This is a genomic window from Methylocystis sp. ATCC 49242 (assembly GCF_000188155.2).
In the GTDB taxonomy this organism is placed as follows: Bacteria; Pseudomonadota; Alphaproteobacteria; order Rhizobiales; family Beijerinckiaceae; genus Methylocystis.
Map to the genome: position 1 here is coordinate 2659900 of NZ_KE124774.1, position 14780 is coordinate 2674679.

Consider the following 14780-nt stretch of genomic DNA (forward strand, 5'->3'; position numbering starts at 1 on the left):
GAGACGGACCGCCATGGAGTTTAACAGCTACATCGGGCTCGATGTCCATAAGGAAACGATTGCCGTAGCCATCGCAGACGCAGGCCGAAATGGCGAAGTCAGATTCTTCGGAGAAATTGCCAACAACCCGGACGCGGTGGCGAACTTGCTGAAGAAACTTGGTGGCCGGCGCAGCAAGTTACACTTCGTCTATGAGGCCGGACCGTGCGGCTATGGTCTCTACCGCCAGATCCTCGCCGCCGGTCATGCCTGCGATGTCATCTCACCGGCCCACACACCGAAGCGCGCCGGCGATCACGTTAAAACCGATCGACGCGACGCGGCCATGTTGGCGCGCCTGTCCCGCGCCGGCGAACTCACATCGGTCTGGGTTCCGGACGAGACACACGAAGCGATGCGGGATCTCATTCGAGCTCGCGAGGTCACGACGAAGGATGTGCGTCAGGCGCGTCAGCGCATCCAGGGTTTTCTCCTCCGTTACGGTCGCCGCTATGTCGGCGCCGTATGGAAAAAGCGGCATAGAGTCTGGCTCGCCAATCAGAGCTTCGATCACCCTGCACAGCAGATCGCCTTTCAAACCTATCTGAACGCCATGGATCAGGCGATCGCCCGCAAGGATCTCGTCGAAGCGCAGATCGAAGCTCTCGTGCCGGAATGGTCCCTCGGTCCGGTCGTCGAGGCTCTCCAGGCGTTGCGCGGCGTCGCGCTCGTGGTCGCCGCCGGCGTGGTGGCCGAAATCGGCGACATGCGGCGCTTCGACAATCCCCGTCAGCTCATGGCGTTCGTCGGCCTCGTCCCCGGAGAGCATTCGAGTGGAAACAGACGCAAATTGACCGGCATCACCAAAGCAGGCAGCGTCGTCGCGCGGCGACTGATCGTAGAATCCGCCTGGGCCTATCGCATGCCGGCGAAGATCGGTCAGGCGATGCTGCTGCGGCAGCAATCGATCGCCGTCCCGATCCGTGAAATCGCATGGAAGGCGCAGATCCGACTGTGTGGCCGATATCGGCGCATGCTGGCGCGCGGCAAAAAGGCGCCGATCGTCATCACCGCAATCGCTCGGGAACTCCTCGGCTTCATTTGGGCAATCGCGCGGCAGGTCGAACCAAAGACGATCGCCGCGTAACGCGCGACAGCATCGAGGCAACGGCCAGGGCGCCGGCGCCGGTCAAGGGATCCTCCGGCAATTTTAGGAGCGGCACGACCGATCTCCGTGAGTCAGACCGAGGCTCCCCTACGACGAAAGCTCCGTATGCGGTAGCCAATCCGCGCATGAGAAACGGCTCAACCGTCGAAATCACGCCGGCGTCCTGACCTCTGCCTCGCCGAACATTTTGTGCTCCTTGCCGGACAGGCACGGGATCGCTGGCGCACGCAGATTGCGCTTGAAAATGGTCATAAGAATTTTGCACGCCGGTTCACACACGATCCATCATTGAGCCAGAGCCTGCCTCGCTTCGGTTGCTTCTGGGGAACCTTCAGCCCCTCCCGCCGCCAGATCCGTTCGACCCGCTTGAGGTTCACCAGCCAGCCGGCCTCGCGCAGCAGCGCCGTGATCCGGCGGTAGCCGTAACGGCCGTACTGGCTGGCCAGCGCGATGATGTCGGCCGTCAGTGCCGCCTCATCCTCGGGTGTCTTCGGGTGCTTGCGCTGGGTGGAGCGATGCTGGCCGAGAACCCGGCAGGCGAACCGTTCGGAGACACCGAACTCGGCCCTCACATGCTCCACACAGGCCCGGCGACGGGCGGGGCTCAGTAGTTTCCCCGGGCCGCCTCCTTCAGGATCAGCTTCTCCAGGGTCAGGTCCGATACCGCTCGCCGTAGCCGGGCGTTCTCTGCCTCCAGCTCCTTCAGCCGCTTCACCTGGTCGCCCTTCAGGCCGCCATACTCTGACCGCCAGCGATAGTAGGTCACCTCCGTCACCCCGATCGCACGCACAGCCTCGGCCACCGGCCGCCCCTGTGCCATCAGCACGTCAACCTGCCGCAGCTTCGTGACGATCTCTTCCGCCGTGTGCCGCTTCCTTGCCATTCCAAGTCCTCCTCATGGTCAATAACCATACTTCAGGGAGGACCACTTCTCAGGGGGCAGACCAGCCGTCGGTTTCTTCGCGCGGGAAATTATCTGGAAGTCGCGATGGTAATCTCCATGGCGACGAAGATACTCCCATGCGAAACCAGCAGGGGGAATGCTCTTTGCGTGCCCGTAAGCTACCGGCGCACGCCAATTAATGCTTAGCATGGCGCACCCTCTCTACTCGGGCGTGCAAAGCAACGCCCGAGTAGAGAGTTTCCGAAACTGCCATATATAAAAGTAGCTGGAATTGCACGAAACGTCGTTCGCGCTAGAGGGTGTTATGCACCTTGGATCATGAAATCTGCTGCGCGCTTGAGCATGAGACATGCGAAGGCGACGACGTGGAGTCCTGCGAGGGTCTGAGCATAGCGCTCGTAGTCTTTGACGAGCCGCCTGCATCGCGTCGCCCAGGCGAATGAACGCTCGACCACCCAGCGCTTGGGCAGCAACACGAAGCCCTTCTTCGCTTCGGCAAGTTTGACGACGCACAGTTCGGCGCCTTGCGCCTTCGCCGCCTCGGACGCCTTTTCGCCGGTGTAGCCCTGATCGACATAAACGAGTTCGACGCTTTCGCCTGTCACATCCTGCACGGCTGCGATGAGCTTGCCGACCTCGGCGCGGTCATCGACATTCGCCGGCGTGACATGCAACGCCAGCAAATGGCCCAATGTGTCGACTGCCATGTGCAGCTTCGAGCCGCGCTTTCGCTTCGCGCCGTCATAGCCCGCTCGTGGGCCGCTCTCAGGGGTCGAGCGCAAGGTGCGGCTGTCGATGATCGCCGCCGTCGGCTCCGCCGCCCGCCCGGAAGCGACGCGCAACTGGGCGCGCAGATCCTGCGCAAGCGCCTCGAACACGCCCGCCGACAGCCAGCGCTGCGATTGCTGATACACGGCGAACCATGGCGGCAGATCGTTGGGCATGGCGCGCCAGGCGATGCCGTAGCGCAGCACGTAACGCAGGCCGTTGAACAGCTCGCGCAGCGAATGTTGACGCTGCGGCGCGCCTTCGTCCATGAGCGTCAGATAAGGCGCAACCAGCGACCATTCTTCGTCGCTGACGTCAGACGGATAAGGTTTGCGAATCGGAGACATCCGATTCTACTAAGACAATCAATCACCAAAGTACATAACACCCTCTAGACGCACGCTTCTTCTTAGCAATGATTCTGCGAGCTGGGTGGAGCCTCGCGTTGCTGCCCCAGGCGATGCGCTCACCTGTTGGAAAAGACATGCACTTCATCGTGCGCGGTCTCTATCGTGAAGAACTCGCCGCTCATTTCGGCATCGCGCGCCATCGCTTCCCAATCGACATAGTAGCGCACGGCGTCGGGGATCGTGACGCTCTCGGCGGTCACTTCCTCCATGAAATCGGCGAGGCTGGCGAACTGGCCATGATAGCAGTCCTGCAAGGCGGTTTCGGCTTGGTCCATGTCGCCGGCGAACTGTTCCAGCAAGCCCGCGCCTAGTGCGCCATGCTCTGCGATGAAAACACCCATCCGCGCCACGCTCTCGATGCTGGCATACTCCTTGATGGTGACGCCTTCGAAGCCCTCATAGTCATGGATGGCATATTCCTCCGCGTCTTTGATCGGTGAACGCGCGAGCATCGCGGCAATCTCGTCCCTGATCTCGTCCGCGTCCTGATCCGCGTCGATCCACGCTCCATGCAAATGGCCGTTGTTGTAGGCGGCAAGGCAGGCAACATAGATGCGGGGATTGCTGTCGGCTGCGCTGGTCATGTCTCTGTTCCTTCGGGTTTGGGGTTCAGAGCAGCGAAGCGCCGCTCCTGAACCCTTGCCCGTCGGCGAGACCGGGGTAGTAAGGTGCCAGACAACTCTTTGGCACCGTGGAATAAATGGAGGGGACCCGCTTGCGGGGAGCGGGCCGTTTATGCCGCGAAAGGCCAAAGAGTTTTCTTGCGCTGCGCGAGGGCAGCGCCCTTAGCAATCTCCACCGCTACAAGTAGATGACACGCGGCGGCAGCCGCGTCGGCCCGGAGGCGAACGCGCTTCGACATTGCGCCGGTGAACCGGAGGGCCACCAGTGACAAAGACCCGGCGCTTTAGCGCCGGGCCACGACCGAGAGCGATGAGCGCTACGTTTAGGCTATAGCCATCTGCGGCGCGCTGTAACATTTCCGATGGCATATCCCATGCGGAAACATAGCGAGAACATAGTTGTTCAGAATGCCCCCGAAACGCCATATGATGCGGCATGTCGAAGAGAATCACCGATAGCCAGGTTTTGGGCGAGTTGGGCGAGACAGCGATCAAAAAGATCGTTCTCGAAACCGGCTTTCTTTATGAACAGCGTGGGCGCCTCGAAGCGGGCACGGACGGCATCATCGAACTGCGCGATCCAAAGAGCGGTGCTCCGCTCGGCAAGCTGCTGGGTGTTCAGGTCAAATCCACCGACAGCGGCCAATACGTCCGCGAGAGCGACAACGGATTTGAATATCTCCTCAAGCCAAAAGATTTGAAATACTGGCGCACCTCAAACATCCCCGTCATCATAGTTCTTTGGCGGAAGTCCGATGAAACGGCGTATTGGAAGGACGTTAGCGATTGCGTCACGGGCGAGGAACGCCGCCTGAAGTTCGATAAAAGGGCCGACGCATTCGATCCGCGCTGCGCTGATCGCATTGGCGCGCTCACTATTGATCGTCGCACGCCGGGTGTTTTCCTGCCACCGCTCAATCAGGGCGAGGACGCCATAATCAACCTGCTGCGCGTCAAGTTGCCGGATGAAATCTTCATCTCAACGTCGCCGTTCGGCAGCGGGCGCGACGCCGTGCCCGAACTGGTCAAGCAGGGCAACATCCGGTTCGACTGGATAATCCGCAAGCGGCGCTTCGTCTCTTTCTTCGACCCCAGGGAGTACGGCACCCGCGCGATTGTCGATCTCGATCAGGTCGAGGCCGTTGATACCAAGCTCATCGCATTCAACGACGAACGTGACGACATCAACGACACGATGGATTTGTTGCGGCGCACCGTCGAGCGGCAGACGACGACACAGCTTTCCTTTCTCCGCAAAGACAGGCTGTTCCACTTCAAGGCGGTCGGCATCGGCAAGTCGCGCAGCTACCGCTACATGTCCAATGTCAATGAAACCTCCGCCAAGGTCGTGAGCGCCTATGCGAGCAAGAAGAAGGAGGGCCGTGGCTACGTTCGGCATCACGCGGCACGGCTGCGGTTCGAACGTCTTGCCGATGAATGGTTCGTGGTCATCGACCCGGATTTTTATTTCACCACGGACGGTTTTCAGCCGCACCGTTATCCAGAGGCGCTTTTGGCAGGCAAGAAGCGCCTGGAGCGCAATGCTGCGGTGCGCGGCCAGGTGATGATGTGGCAGCACCTGCTGGTCGAGAGCGGCAAACACGAGGTTGGCCTGTTCGATGCCGACAAACCTGCGCCATTGCTGCAATTCGAGCGCCTCCCGGTGATTCAGTTGTCTCAGGCGGTGCCGGAGTCCTCATGGAATCGGACCGATCCGCGCGCCAAGGAGATGGAAGCGCAGGACCTCTTTGAGGAAGGGGGCATCGGATGATTTTCAAGGCGCATGTCTTTGACGAACCGATGCTTGAATTCGGCGACGGCGGACAGCATTGCGATCCCCGTCAGGGCTTGCGCGAGCATGGGCCGCTGCAGCCGCGTTCGGGCGACGTTATCCGCGTCGGCGTCATCGGCACCGACGACACTGTTGCGGGGTTCACGGAATTCCTCGGTGAAACCGGACGCGGCATCGAAAGCGGAAACAAGCAGCTTATCAACCTCAACCCGGATTTTCCGGGTCTGGGTAATCAGAACCCGTTCCGCTGCAAATTCGAAGTGCCTGACGGGGCTACAGCCACTATTTCCCGGCGTCAGGTCAATGAAATCACAGGCATAGGCCGTCACGACGAAGCGGTCCGCCACGCCGTCGAATTGATCACGTCGCAGCTTTCGGCTCTGGTCGAAGGCAGCGCGAAGCCCGATGTCATCGTTCTGGCCCTGCCCATTCCGCTCATCGAAAAGCTCGTCAACGCCAAGAGCGAAGAGGAAGACAGCGACGACGACGATGACGGCGGCGACATGCTCAATTTCCGCGATCTTCTCAAGGCGAAGACGCTTCATCTGCCCGTCCCGACACAGATCGTCTGGCCGGATACGTGGGACGATGCCGCGAAAATCCCGCGCAAGGTCAAGCGCGACAGCAACCGCCAAACTCAGGTAAAGGCGACGCGCGCGTGGAATCTTCTCAACGCGCTCTTCTACAAGGCGGGCAAAGTGCCGTGGCGTTTGCTGCCCGATCAGGCGGAATACCGCACAAGTTTTCTGGGTATCGGGTTTTATCGTGACCTCGACGGTCAACAACTCTGGACCAGCACCGCCCAGATGTTCGATGAGCGTGGTCGCGGTCTCATTCTGCGCGGGGCGCGTGCGCAGACGGAGACACGGGGGCGTCATCCATATCTGACCGCCAAAGATGCGGAAGACCTCGTGGTGCAGTCCATCGCGGCGTACAAAGCGCATCACCGCCATGTGCCTGCGCGGCTGGTGGTCCTGAAGACCTCACGCTTCCGTCCTGAAGAGGCAGAGGGCATCGACGCCGCCCTTGGGAAGTCCGGCATCGAGATGTCTGACCTCGTATGGGTGCAGGAGAGTTCCCCAATCGCCATCTTCCGGGACGGCAATTATCCCGTTCTGCGCGGGACATTCGTCGATCTGGGCGGCAAAGGCCTGCTGTACACGCGCGGTAGCGTACCGTTCTACGGGACATTCCCCGGCCTGCGCGTACCGCGCCCTTTGCTCCTTGTGCCCCATGGGAATTCGGACAGCAAAATCCTTACGCTGGCGAAGGACGTGCTCGCGCTGACGAAGGTGAACTGGAATACGACGCAGTTCGATCAGAAGCTTCCGGCTCCCATCAAGGCAGCGCGGGAGGTCGGGCGCATTCTCAAGCACGTCGAGTTCGGGACAGCGGTTTCGTCGGACTTCCGCCGCTACACTTAGTATTACTCATTCTTTGGTCTCTATAAGAAGCGATGGCTTCTTAATTCAGCGCAGGCTTAACCGCATTCTTTTGGCGGTCACGGATAGACTGAATCCAATCTTCCAGCGCCTTGACCTCGTTAAGCAGGTCATCAAGCGATACCGCTTCGGGATTCAACGCCTGCGCCGCCGAATGAAGATCTTCGGACAATCTTCCCTGGGCAGCCATCACGCGCTTCACGTCGTCCTCGGTGAGAATGCCGAGCTTGAACATCGAGGTCGGCTTGACCTTGTTGTCGAACCTTTCAAGCACGGGGCGGATATAGTCGGAGATCGCCTGCTCCCAGGCATCGCGCAATTGACCAATAGTGCCTTTACAGAAGATGGTGCGCTGCGTATCGGTCAGCTTGTCAAAGCCCGGTTTTGCCGCTTTGAGCGATGACCGCAGTGCGTTGCACATCTCAAGCCCGGATTTCGCCTTGTCCGGCAATTCGTTTTCAATGTAGCCGGGCTTGTCCTGTTGCCGCCGGACATTGCGAAATGCGATTGGCCGGTTTGCCTTTTCCGCTTCGCGGCGAAGTTCGTATAGGAACACGAGGTCGTGCGTGAATACGATGACCTGCCGGTGCTCCGCTTCCTCCACCAACCGCGATGCAACCGCGCCCCTGTGGATGTGGTCGAGCGATGACATCGGATCATCGAAAACAATGCCGGAATAGCGTTGTGCTGTGACCAGTTCAGCAAGGAACGCAGCAAGCGCAACGCAGCGGTGCTCGCCTTCACTGAATATCTCGCCGACCTTGGCGTTCGGGTTCTCCACCAACGCAACGCGAAAATACGACACGGCCTGCCGATCTTTCTCCTTACGTAGCTCAACCGGCATTCTGGACAGCTTGAGCTTTCCGATCTCGCGCGCAAACCGACCGCGTAGCGCGTCCGTCACCATGCGATCCGAGAGTTCCTTGTTCTTGTCGGTGATCGGTTTCTTGGCGGTCGCCTTGAGCGCGGTGTTGATCGACTCTATTTCCTTGAGGCGCGCGATGTGCGCCTTGATGTCTGGGAGCAGCGGCGCAAGGGCCGCGCGCTCCTTGAGTTCAAGGTATTCGGATTTCAGTTTCTTGTAGTCGTCGCTCTGCGTATCGGCGGAAAGCTGCGCGGCGCGTGTTTTGAGATCGGCGGCAAGCGCCACAAGCGCTTGGAGCGGATCAGCGCCAAGCGGCTTGGGTTCGCCATGCGCTCTGACCATCGCCCGAAGCCGCCAGAGCACCACGACGAAGGCCCGGCGCACTTGCTGCGCAAGCGACGCATCGCCGATCTCGGTGGCGAGGAACTTTCTCGATTTCAGAATATCGCCAAGGCGGAACATCCGCCCTTTCAACTGCGTAAGTGCAGCGTCCAGATTCGCGCGCGCCGTCGCTTCGTCAGCCTTTGTCGAGCTTTTTACAAACGACTCGAATGTCTGCTGGCGCGCGATTGCATCCGCGCTGAGGGGTTGCTGGCAAAGCACGCAAAGCGTGTCCGGTTCGCTGGAAGGGAATGTCTTGCCGGGGTAGGCCACGGTGTCCGCGTAGGTGCGCGCGGCTTCCCATAGTTTTTGCCAGGCGGCTTGGCCCACCTCGGGCAGCGGCGATGCGCTGAATAGCTGCTGCGATGCAATCGACGCGGCTTCCACGGCATCGCCGTGGGTCTTTCGCAGCGTATTGATTTCCGCGAACGCTGTCGCGTTCGTAGCGTCAATAAGGGCTTGAAGGGTCGTCTGAATACGCTCCACTTCCGCGCGCTGATTATCAAGCCGCGCCACGGCGCGCTTGGGGTCTTGAGCGAAGTCGGTTTCCAACGTGGCAAGGCGAGCAGTTTCCTGATCGGTAAATGCGGCGAGCTTATCAAGCTGCGGAATGTTGGATTTCGCGCTCAACCCGAAGACGTAGCTGCCGGCAGCCGTTTCCCTGCTCAGAGAGGGGTTTGAAATCGCAAGCGGAACCTGACCTTTGAGCGTTGCGATCCTGCCATCGAGTGCTGTTTTGATACGGTCAGAAGCGTCGGCCAGCGCCTCCAGCAACCGCATTGGCCGGGGGATATAGGCCACCTCATTGGTGCTTTCGACGTGGATGCTTGCGCTGCGGGAATCGAAAATGCTAACCGATGGAAGGTCGCCGTGCGGTTCTCCGTCAGGCGTCCAATTGAATTGGTCGGTGTTCGCGCCGCGCGCAAAGCGTATCTCGGCAGACTGCGGCGTGTCGGTCTTGTCCTCCAAATCCCTGTGGATTGCGAACTTCTCATCCCGCGACCGACATGCGTGTTTCAGGACACGGACATAGCCCGATTTTCCCGAACCGTTATCGCCGTAAATCACCGTCAGTCCGGCAGGTTCAAAGGATAGCTCCTGCTGGCTGGCAAGCGCGTTGATCGCGGTAGGATTCTTTATCGAAACAAGGGAGATCGGCTCTGCTGCGCTAGTTTCGGCCACGATGTGCGATTGCGAAATCGGCGTATGGGTGCGCGTGGGATCGAGGCAAAGCTCCGTAAGTTCTGCAATCGCCTGATCGTCGAGCGTTTCGCCTGTGACCAGCCGGCGAAGCGCATCTCTCTGCCAAGCAGGCCGTTTCTCCGCCCATGCCACAAGGTCCGCAAGAGCGGCCTTTTCGGTCAGAGGCGCGGATGGCGTGGCCGCGACGCTCATGCCGCCCGGCTCCCCGGTGAAGTGTTTGAAGGCTTGCCGCTTTCAAGGAGAAAGCCGGAGCGCGTGGCCGCGTTAAGACAATCTGTCGCCGACGAAGCGGCGGCATTGAGCATCTTCTTCAGGCCCTCAAGCCTGTTACAGGCATTTACAAACCGCTGCTGAGTCTCAATGTCTTTTGGCACGGGTATTTTAATCTTAGATAGCTGTTCGAAATATAATCTGAACCGTACCGACCCCTTGGTTTTCAGGTTGATTTCGTGACGACCCGCCTCACTTCTCAAATAGTGATATACGTATTCAGGCAACAGGTCTGGTCCACAGTAGAAGACGACGTAGTCAGGGCTCGTGATACCTTGCTGCGTATCGTCACGAACGACGCCGATAGACCCGATATTGATACGCATGGGGTTGTAGGCAAGGTAATGCGTCCGTAGCACCTTGTATCGTTCAGGCGATTTGCCGATAGCCGTCTTCGGATTGGTAATCCCTTCTTCGGCAGAGACGCCCAGGAGTTGCAGTTCGGGTGAATAGTCCTCACCGATCCGCTCGTCCGATTCATACGTGTGGCTACCAAGCAATTCCCACGGCGATTGCCTTATCAATTCCGTGACCTGCGCCAGTTCGGCTTTAATGGCATCGGCCTCGTCGGCATACGAGCGCATTTGCGCAGAGAGGGTTTCAAGGTCTCCCCGGTCAGCCAAAGAATTGAGTTTTCGGCGAGGGTTCTTGATGTCGAGATTGAGATTTTCGTCGAGGTCATCCCGCCGAACAAGCCAAGAGGTATCTGTTTCCTGCCTCGACGCTATGAGCTTCTTGAGCGGCTCCATCCATTCGTAAAGCAAGGGCTTGGTCTTGCTGAGCGAGTAGCCGAGCGGAAGGGACGGCTCGCAATAGAGGATTGATTGCGTTGGTTCGCCGCGCTCAAAAAATATGACGTTCGATTGTATGTCAGTGTACGGGGCAAAAACATTGTGAGGCAGGCGCACTATCGCAGTGATATTGAAATCGCCAAGCAGCGTTTCGCGGATGCGCTTGGCAACACCTGGGGATGAAAGGCTGCCATGCGGCACGACGACGGCCGCGCGCGCCGGGCGACCGGCGAGAGTCGGCTGGCGCTTGAGCTTGCGCATGATGAGTTGCAGGAACAAAAGCGCCGTTTCCGCCGTCTGGCGGTCTTCCGGGAAATTGCCCTGGATACCCTTCTCCTCCTCCCCGCCGAAGGGCGGATTGGTGAGGATCACATCGACGCGCTCTTTCTCGCCGATCTCGGAGAGCTTGAAACGAAGCGCGTTGCCGGGGTCGATCTGTGGCGCGTCCAGCCCGTGCAGCAGCAGGTTCATCTGGCAGAGCAGATAAGGCAGGGATTTGGGTTCGCAGCCGGAGATGGTGTCGTTTTGCAGACGCTTGCGGTCGGCGACGGTCTTCACCTGTTTTTCAAGGTGGTTATACGCCTCCACCAGAAAGCCGCCCGTGCCGCTGGCCGGGTCGAGGACGGTTTCGCCAAGGCGCGGGTCGGTGACTTCCACCATGAAGCGGACGACGGCGCGCGGCGTATAGAACTCGCCGGAATCGCCCGCCGCGTCGCGCATTTCGCGGAGCATGGATTCATAGAGTGCGCCAAGGGTGTGAAGTTCGTCCGACGACGTGAAATGAATCCCGCCGACCTTGTTAACGATGTCGCGAAGCAGATAGCCGCTCTTCATGCGGTTATCGACGCCCTTGAACACGGTGGCTATCACGTCGCGTCGGTTGTCGCCATTGGAGCTTGAGAGCGAGCGCAGATAAGCGAACAGGCCAGGGCCTTTCTGGCCGTCGGCACGCACAGCCTCTTCGGCATTGATGAATGAAAGTAGTTCATCACCCGTAATCCCCTGCGGATCGGCAGCCCAATCGCGCCAGCGATACGGGGCCTCGATGGCGGCCTTGAACTTCTTGCCGGACAGCGCGGCTTCCTCCTCGCGCTGCTGCTCAAGGTCGTCGAGGAATTTGAGGAACATGATCCATGTCAGCAGCGGCAAACGGTCGAGGTCGCCGTTCAGCCCCTTGTCCTTGCGCATGATTTTGCGCGCGGAGTTCAGCAGACTCCCAAGCATCTGGGAGGTCGTCATCGGTGCGGCGTCTGCGCCGTTCTTTTTCTTAGTTCGTGCCATAGAGCAATCCTTGCAGGTCGTTCACGGCCCGGCGAAGCTCATCGGGGCCGCCGAATAGCTTGATGATTTCGGCAGGCTGGCCGTGGGTTGAGATGGGCGGAACCTTGAGCACGTCCGGCAGGACAAACTGCGCGTCGCCGTGTTCCGCATATTTTTCCAGAAGCTCGTCGAGCACCTGACGCGCCTCGGGGGAGAACTTCTCGAAATAGTCCTTGCGCTCGGCTTTGAGGCGCTGCCCTCGCTCGCGCCGGGTGCGAAGCGGCGCGTTGAAGGCCAGATGGCAAAGCAGGTCGAAGGGGTCGGCATCGGTCTGACCCGTCTGTTCGGCCAGCACGTCAAAGTCGATGCCGCGCTCGGCCAGCGCGGCGATAATCTCGCTGCGCTGGCCTGCGTCCGCCCATCGTTTGCGAAGCTCGGCGGAGGTCGGCGCAAGCGAGCGAACGCTTTCGGCGGCATAGTCGGTGTATTTGACGACGCGAAGCTGCTTGCCGTTCGGATCTAGCTCGTGGACCAGATGGGCCACGACTTCGACCTGCCCCCCGTCGAAATAGAATTTGCGCGGCTCGCCGGTCGGCGGTTCGATCACGCCGGGCTCGCCTTCCTCCGGCGCGGCAGGCTCCGGTTCCTGCCCTTCGGGGACCGTTTCCGTCGTCGCGGTGGTTTCCCCGGCGTCGTTCACTTCTTCTTCCGTGATCCGGGCCGGATCGCCGTCGAAGTCCGGGTCGGCGAACATGCGGGTCGCCGACCCGGTGTAGTCGAGGATGTTGAACCACAGCTTGCCGTAATCATCGCGCAGGCGCGTCCCGCGCCCGATGATCTGCTTGAACTCGCTCATGGACCCGACGACGCGCGCCAGAACGACATTCTTGCAGGTCGGCGCATCGACGCCGGTCGTCAGAAGCTGCGACGACGTGAGGATGACCGGCGTTTTGGTTTCGAGGTCCTGGAACTTGGACAGGTGGCCGCGCCCGATTGCGCCCTCGTCGGCGGTGACGCGAGCCACATAGTCGGGATACTGCGCCACAAGGTCGGCATTGAGGTTGACCAGGGCCTGCCGCATTTCCGAGGCGTGTTCCTGATCGACGCAGAACACGATGGTCTTGGCGAAGCGGTCAGTCTTTTTGAGGAAGCTGGTCAGGTGGCGGGCGATGGCCTCCGTCCGGGCGCGCAAGGCGATGGTCCGCTCGAAGTCCTTGGTCTGGTATTCGTCATCGGGGATCGCGCGGCCGAAGCGGTCAACCTCGTCCTTGCTCGGACGCCAGCCCGCCGCGTCCCATTGGGTGACGACGCGATGCACGCGATAGGGCGCGAGAAAGCCGTCGTCGATGCCCTGGCGCAGGCTGTATTCGTAGATCGGATTGCCGAAATAGAGGTAGGTGTCGCGGTTGTCCTCGCGCAGCGGCGTGGCCGTCATGCCAAGCTGGTAGGCGGGCTTGAAATGCTCAAGGATGACGCGCCATGAACTGTCGTCCCGCGCGCTTCCCCGGTGACATTCATCGACGATGATGAGGTCGAAGAAGTCCGGCGGATAGTCCCGGAAAAGCCCCGCGCGGCGCTCGTCCTCGGCAAGCGCCTGATAGATGGCGAAATATATTTCCCGGCTTTTGACAATCTCACCTGATTCGATCTTGTGGCGCGCGTCCCCGAAGGGGGTGAAGGTCTTGTCCTTCGGGTCGTCAATGAGGATGTTGCGATCCGCGAGGAACAGGATGCGCGGCTTGCGATGCTCTCCGGTTCTGTTCCAGCGGCTCGACCAGAGCTTCCAACAAATCTGGAAGGCTACGATGGTCTTGCCCGTTCCCGTCGCCATGGTGAGAAGCAGGCGCTTCTTTCCGGCGAGGATGGATTCGACCGTCCGGTTGATGGCGATCTGCTGGTAGTATCGGGGAGGTTTGCCGCCGACGATATTGTAGGGAGCGATCAGGTGTTCCACGCGCTCGGGCGTGTCGATTCCGCTGCCTGCTTGATAGCGCCGCCAAAGCTCATCGGGTGCAGGGAAGTCGGCAACGCGCGTTTCCGTCCCCTTGAAGTAGTCGATCTCAATGATCTCGGCGCCGTTGGTGGCGTAGGCGTATTTGATGTCGAGGATTTCCGCATAGTTGCGAGCCTGCTGCACGGCATCTGTCGCGGATTTGTAGCTGGCCTTGGCCTCGACCACGGCAAGCGGAAAATCCCGCGTGTAACGCAGCAGATAGTCCACCCGCTTGGGCGGCTTGCGGACAAACCCCTTGCCCACGGGAATGACGCGGCCGTCCGTGATGGTGCGCTGTTCGGCGATGGAATGGGGGTCGTTATCCCAACCGGCGGATTGCAGCTTGGGCACGACAAATTTCCGGCATGTGTCGGCCTCGTTCGTCATGCTCCCCCGCTACCCCCCTGTTGCTCTTCTACCTTGCGCTTTATCCAGTTTGCGATTTCCTGCCGCTGGAACCGCCATGAGCCGCCGACTTTGAAGCCAGGAATCTTGCCTGCCGAGGCGAGCTTGTAGGCGGTCTTCTCATTGATCTTGAGAAGTTCCGCCACCTCTCGGATCGTCAGGATTTCGTCGGTCATGCGCCCGCCGTGACTCATGGCGGGAAGTATATAGAAGATCGGAGAAAATTAGGGAAGATAGCGGGTGGCTGCCTTCCTGAGGTCGAGCAACGCCGGCAGGGACCGAAGCCGGGCGTGCCGCCCCCAGTACGCCACGGTGGGAGCGTCATCGAATACGAAGCGGGCGGAACTTGACGGACGCGACTGGAAACCTGCTGTGATTGCAGCGGGTTCCGGTGAATTTTCATGCGTCATTTTGGAGGGCTATAGCGTAAACGTAGTTCTCCGATTCATCGCTCTCGGCCCGCCAAACACCGCCGATTGCCGCACAAATTGGCCGGCTATCTCTTTAATTATCAAACGGATAGCGT

At 60.0% G+C, this 14780-nt stretch carries 10 protein-coding genes and 1 pseudogene; 3 read left to right on the forward strand and 8 right to left on the reverse strand.

Annotated features, from left to right (window positions below):
• The first annotated feature begins 13 nt into the window (after nucleotides 1-13).
• Complete coding sequence (locus MET49242_RS15020; RefSeq protein ID WP_036279363.1) at nucleotides 14-1126, forward strand: IS110 family transposase; 1113 nt, start codon at nucleotides 14-16, stop codon at nucleotides 1124-1126.
• Between the two features lie 278 nt (nucleotides 1127-1404).
• On the opposite strand, the pseudogene MET49242_RS24390 reads toward MET49242_RS15020, so the two are convergent.
• The 4 genes and pseudogenes from MET49242_RS24390 to MET49242_RS15040 form a co-directional block, all read right to left on the reverse strand.
• A pseudogene (locus MET49242_RS24390) lies at nucleotides 1405-2030 on the reverse strand (IS3 family transposase); the annotation flags it as partial.
• Nucleotides 2031-2048: 18 nt separating this feature from the next.
• Entirely contained in the window at nucleotides 2049-2240 is a 192-nt protein-coding gene (locus tag MET49242_RS26220) for a transcriptional regulator domain-containing protein (protein ID WP_084679133.1), read from the reverse strand.
• A gap of 113 nt (nucleotides 2241-2353) precedes the next feature.
• The gene (locus tag MET49242_RS15035) at nucleotides 2354-3166 is read right to left on the reverse strand and encodes an IS5 family transposase (protein ID WP_036279258.1); all 813 of its coding nucleotides are present in this window, start codon (nucleotides 3164-3166) and stop codon (nucleotides 2354-2356) included.
• Nucleotides 3167-3285: 119 nt separating this feature from the next.
• The gene (locus tag MET49242_RS15040) at nucleotides 3286-3813 is read right to left on the reverse strand and encodes an antirestriction protein ArdA (protein WP_036284029.1); all 528 of its coding nucleotides are present in this window, start codon (nucleotides 3811-3813) and stop codon (nucleotides 3286-3288) included.
• 475 nt (nucleotides 3814-4288) lie between these two features.
• On the opposite strand from MET49242_RS15040, the gene MET49242_RS15045 reads away from it, so the two are divergent.
• Both MET49242_RS15045 and MET49242_RS15050 read left to right on the forward strand, forming a co-directional pair.
• Nucleotides 4289-5623, forward strand: a complete 1335-nt coding sequence (locus MET49242_RS15045) for a DUF4365 domain-containing protein (RefSeq protein ID WP_036284031.1) — start codon at nucleotides 4289-4291, stop codon at nucleotides 5621-5623.
• Nucleotides 5620-7068, forward strand: coding sequence for a hypothetical protein (locus tag MET49242_RS15050; protein WP_036284033.1), 1449 nt, complete (start codon nucleotides 5620-5622; stop codon nucleotides 7066-7068). Before MET49242_RS15045 ends, MET49242_RS15050 begins: the two co-directional genes overlap by 4 nt.
• A gap of 40 nt (nucleotides 7069-7108) precedes the next feature.
• Here the strand turns inward: MET49242_RS15050 and MET49242_RS15055 are convergent, their stop codons facing one another.
• Genes MET49242_RS15055 through MET49242_RS15070 form a run of 4 tightly spaced genes read right to left on the reverse strand, consistent with a single transcriptional unit; the run spans nucleotide 7109 to nucleotide 14430 of the window.
• A complete protein-coding gene (locus MET49242_RS15055; protein ID WP_036284035.1) occupies nucleotides 7109-9727 on the reverse strand; it encodes an AAA family ATPase in 2619 nt (872 codons plus the stop codon).
• Nucleotides 9724-11877 (reverse strand): N-6 DNA methylase, encoded by a 2154-nt coding sequence (locus tag MET49242_RS15060; protein ID WP_244430825.1) that lies wholly within the window; start codon nucleotides 11875-11877, stop codon nucleotides 9724-9726. The genes MET49242_RS15055 and MET49242_RS15060 overlap by 4 nt, the downstream gene beginning before the upstream one ends.
• Nucleotides 11864-14236 (reverse strand): EcoAI/FtnUII family type I restriction enzme subunit R, encoded by a 2373-nt coding sequence (hsdR, locus tag MET49242_RS15065; protein ID WP_036284038.1) that lies wholly within the window; start codon nucleotides 14234-14236, stop codon nucleotides 11864-11866. The genes MET49242_RS15060 and hsdR overlap by 14 nt, the downstream gene beginning before the upstream one ends.
• The gene (locus tag MET49242_RS15070; protein ID WP_026606172.1) at nucleotides 14233-14430 is read right to left on the reverse strand and encodes a helix-turn-helix domain-containing protein; all 198 of its coding nucleotides are present in this window, start codon (nucleotides 14428-14430) and stop codon (nucleotides 14233-14235) included. Before MET49242_RS15070 ends, hsdR begins: the two co-directional genes overlap by 4 nt.
• Nucleotides 14431-14780: the final 350 nt, after the last annotated feature.

Bases quoted from the DNA above. Each gene is read 5' to 3' on its own strand.
- MET49242_RS15055 (WP_036284035.1), bottom strand. From the start codon at position 9,727: ATGAGCGTCGCGGCCACGCCATCCGCGCCTCTGACCGAAAAGGCCGCT.
- MET49242_RS15070 (WP_026606172.1), bottom strand. From the start codon at position 14,430: ATGACCGACGAAATCCTGACGATCCGAGAGGTGGCGGAACTTCTCAAG.
- MET49242_RS26220 (WP_084679133.1), bottom strand. From the start codon at position 2,240: ATGCTAAGCATTAATTGGCGTGCGCCGGTAGCTTACGGGCACGCAAAG.
- MET49242_RS15050 (WP_036284033.1), top strand. From the start codon at position 5,620: ATGATTTTCAAGGCGCATGTCTTTGACGAACCGATGCTTGAATTCGGC.
- hsdR (WP_036284038.1), bottom strand. From the start codon at position 14,236: ATGACGAACGAGGCCGACACATGCCGGAAATTTGTCGTGCCCAAGCTG.
- MET49242_RS15045 (WP_036284031.1), top strand. From the start codon at position 4,289: ATGTCGAAGAGAATCACCGATAGCCAGGTTTTGGGCGAGTTGGGCGAG.
- MET49242_RS15035 (WP_036279258.1), bottom strand. From the start codon at position 3,166: ATGTCTCCGATTCGCAAACCTTATCCGTCTGACGTCAGCGACGAAGAA.
- MET49242_RS15020 (WP_036279363.1), top strand. From the start codon at position 14: ATGGAGTTTAACAGCTACATCGGGCTCGATGTCCATAAGGAAACGATT.
- MET49242_RS15040 (WP_036284029.1), bottom strand. From the start codon at position 3,813: ATGACCAGCGCAGCCGACAGCAATCCCCGCATCTATGTTGCCTGCCTT.
- MET49242_RS15060 (WP_244430825.1), bottom strand. From the start codon at position 11,877: ATGGCACGAACTAAGAAAAAGAACGGCGCAGACGCCGCACCGATGACG.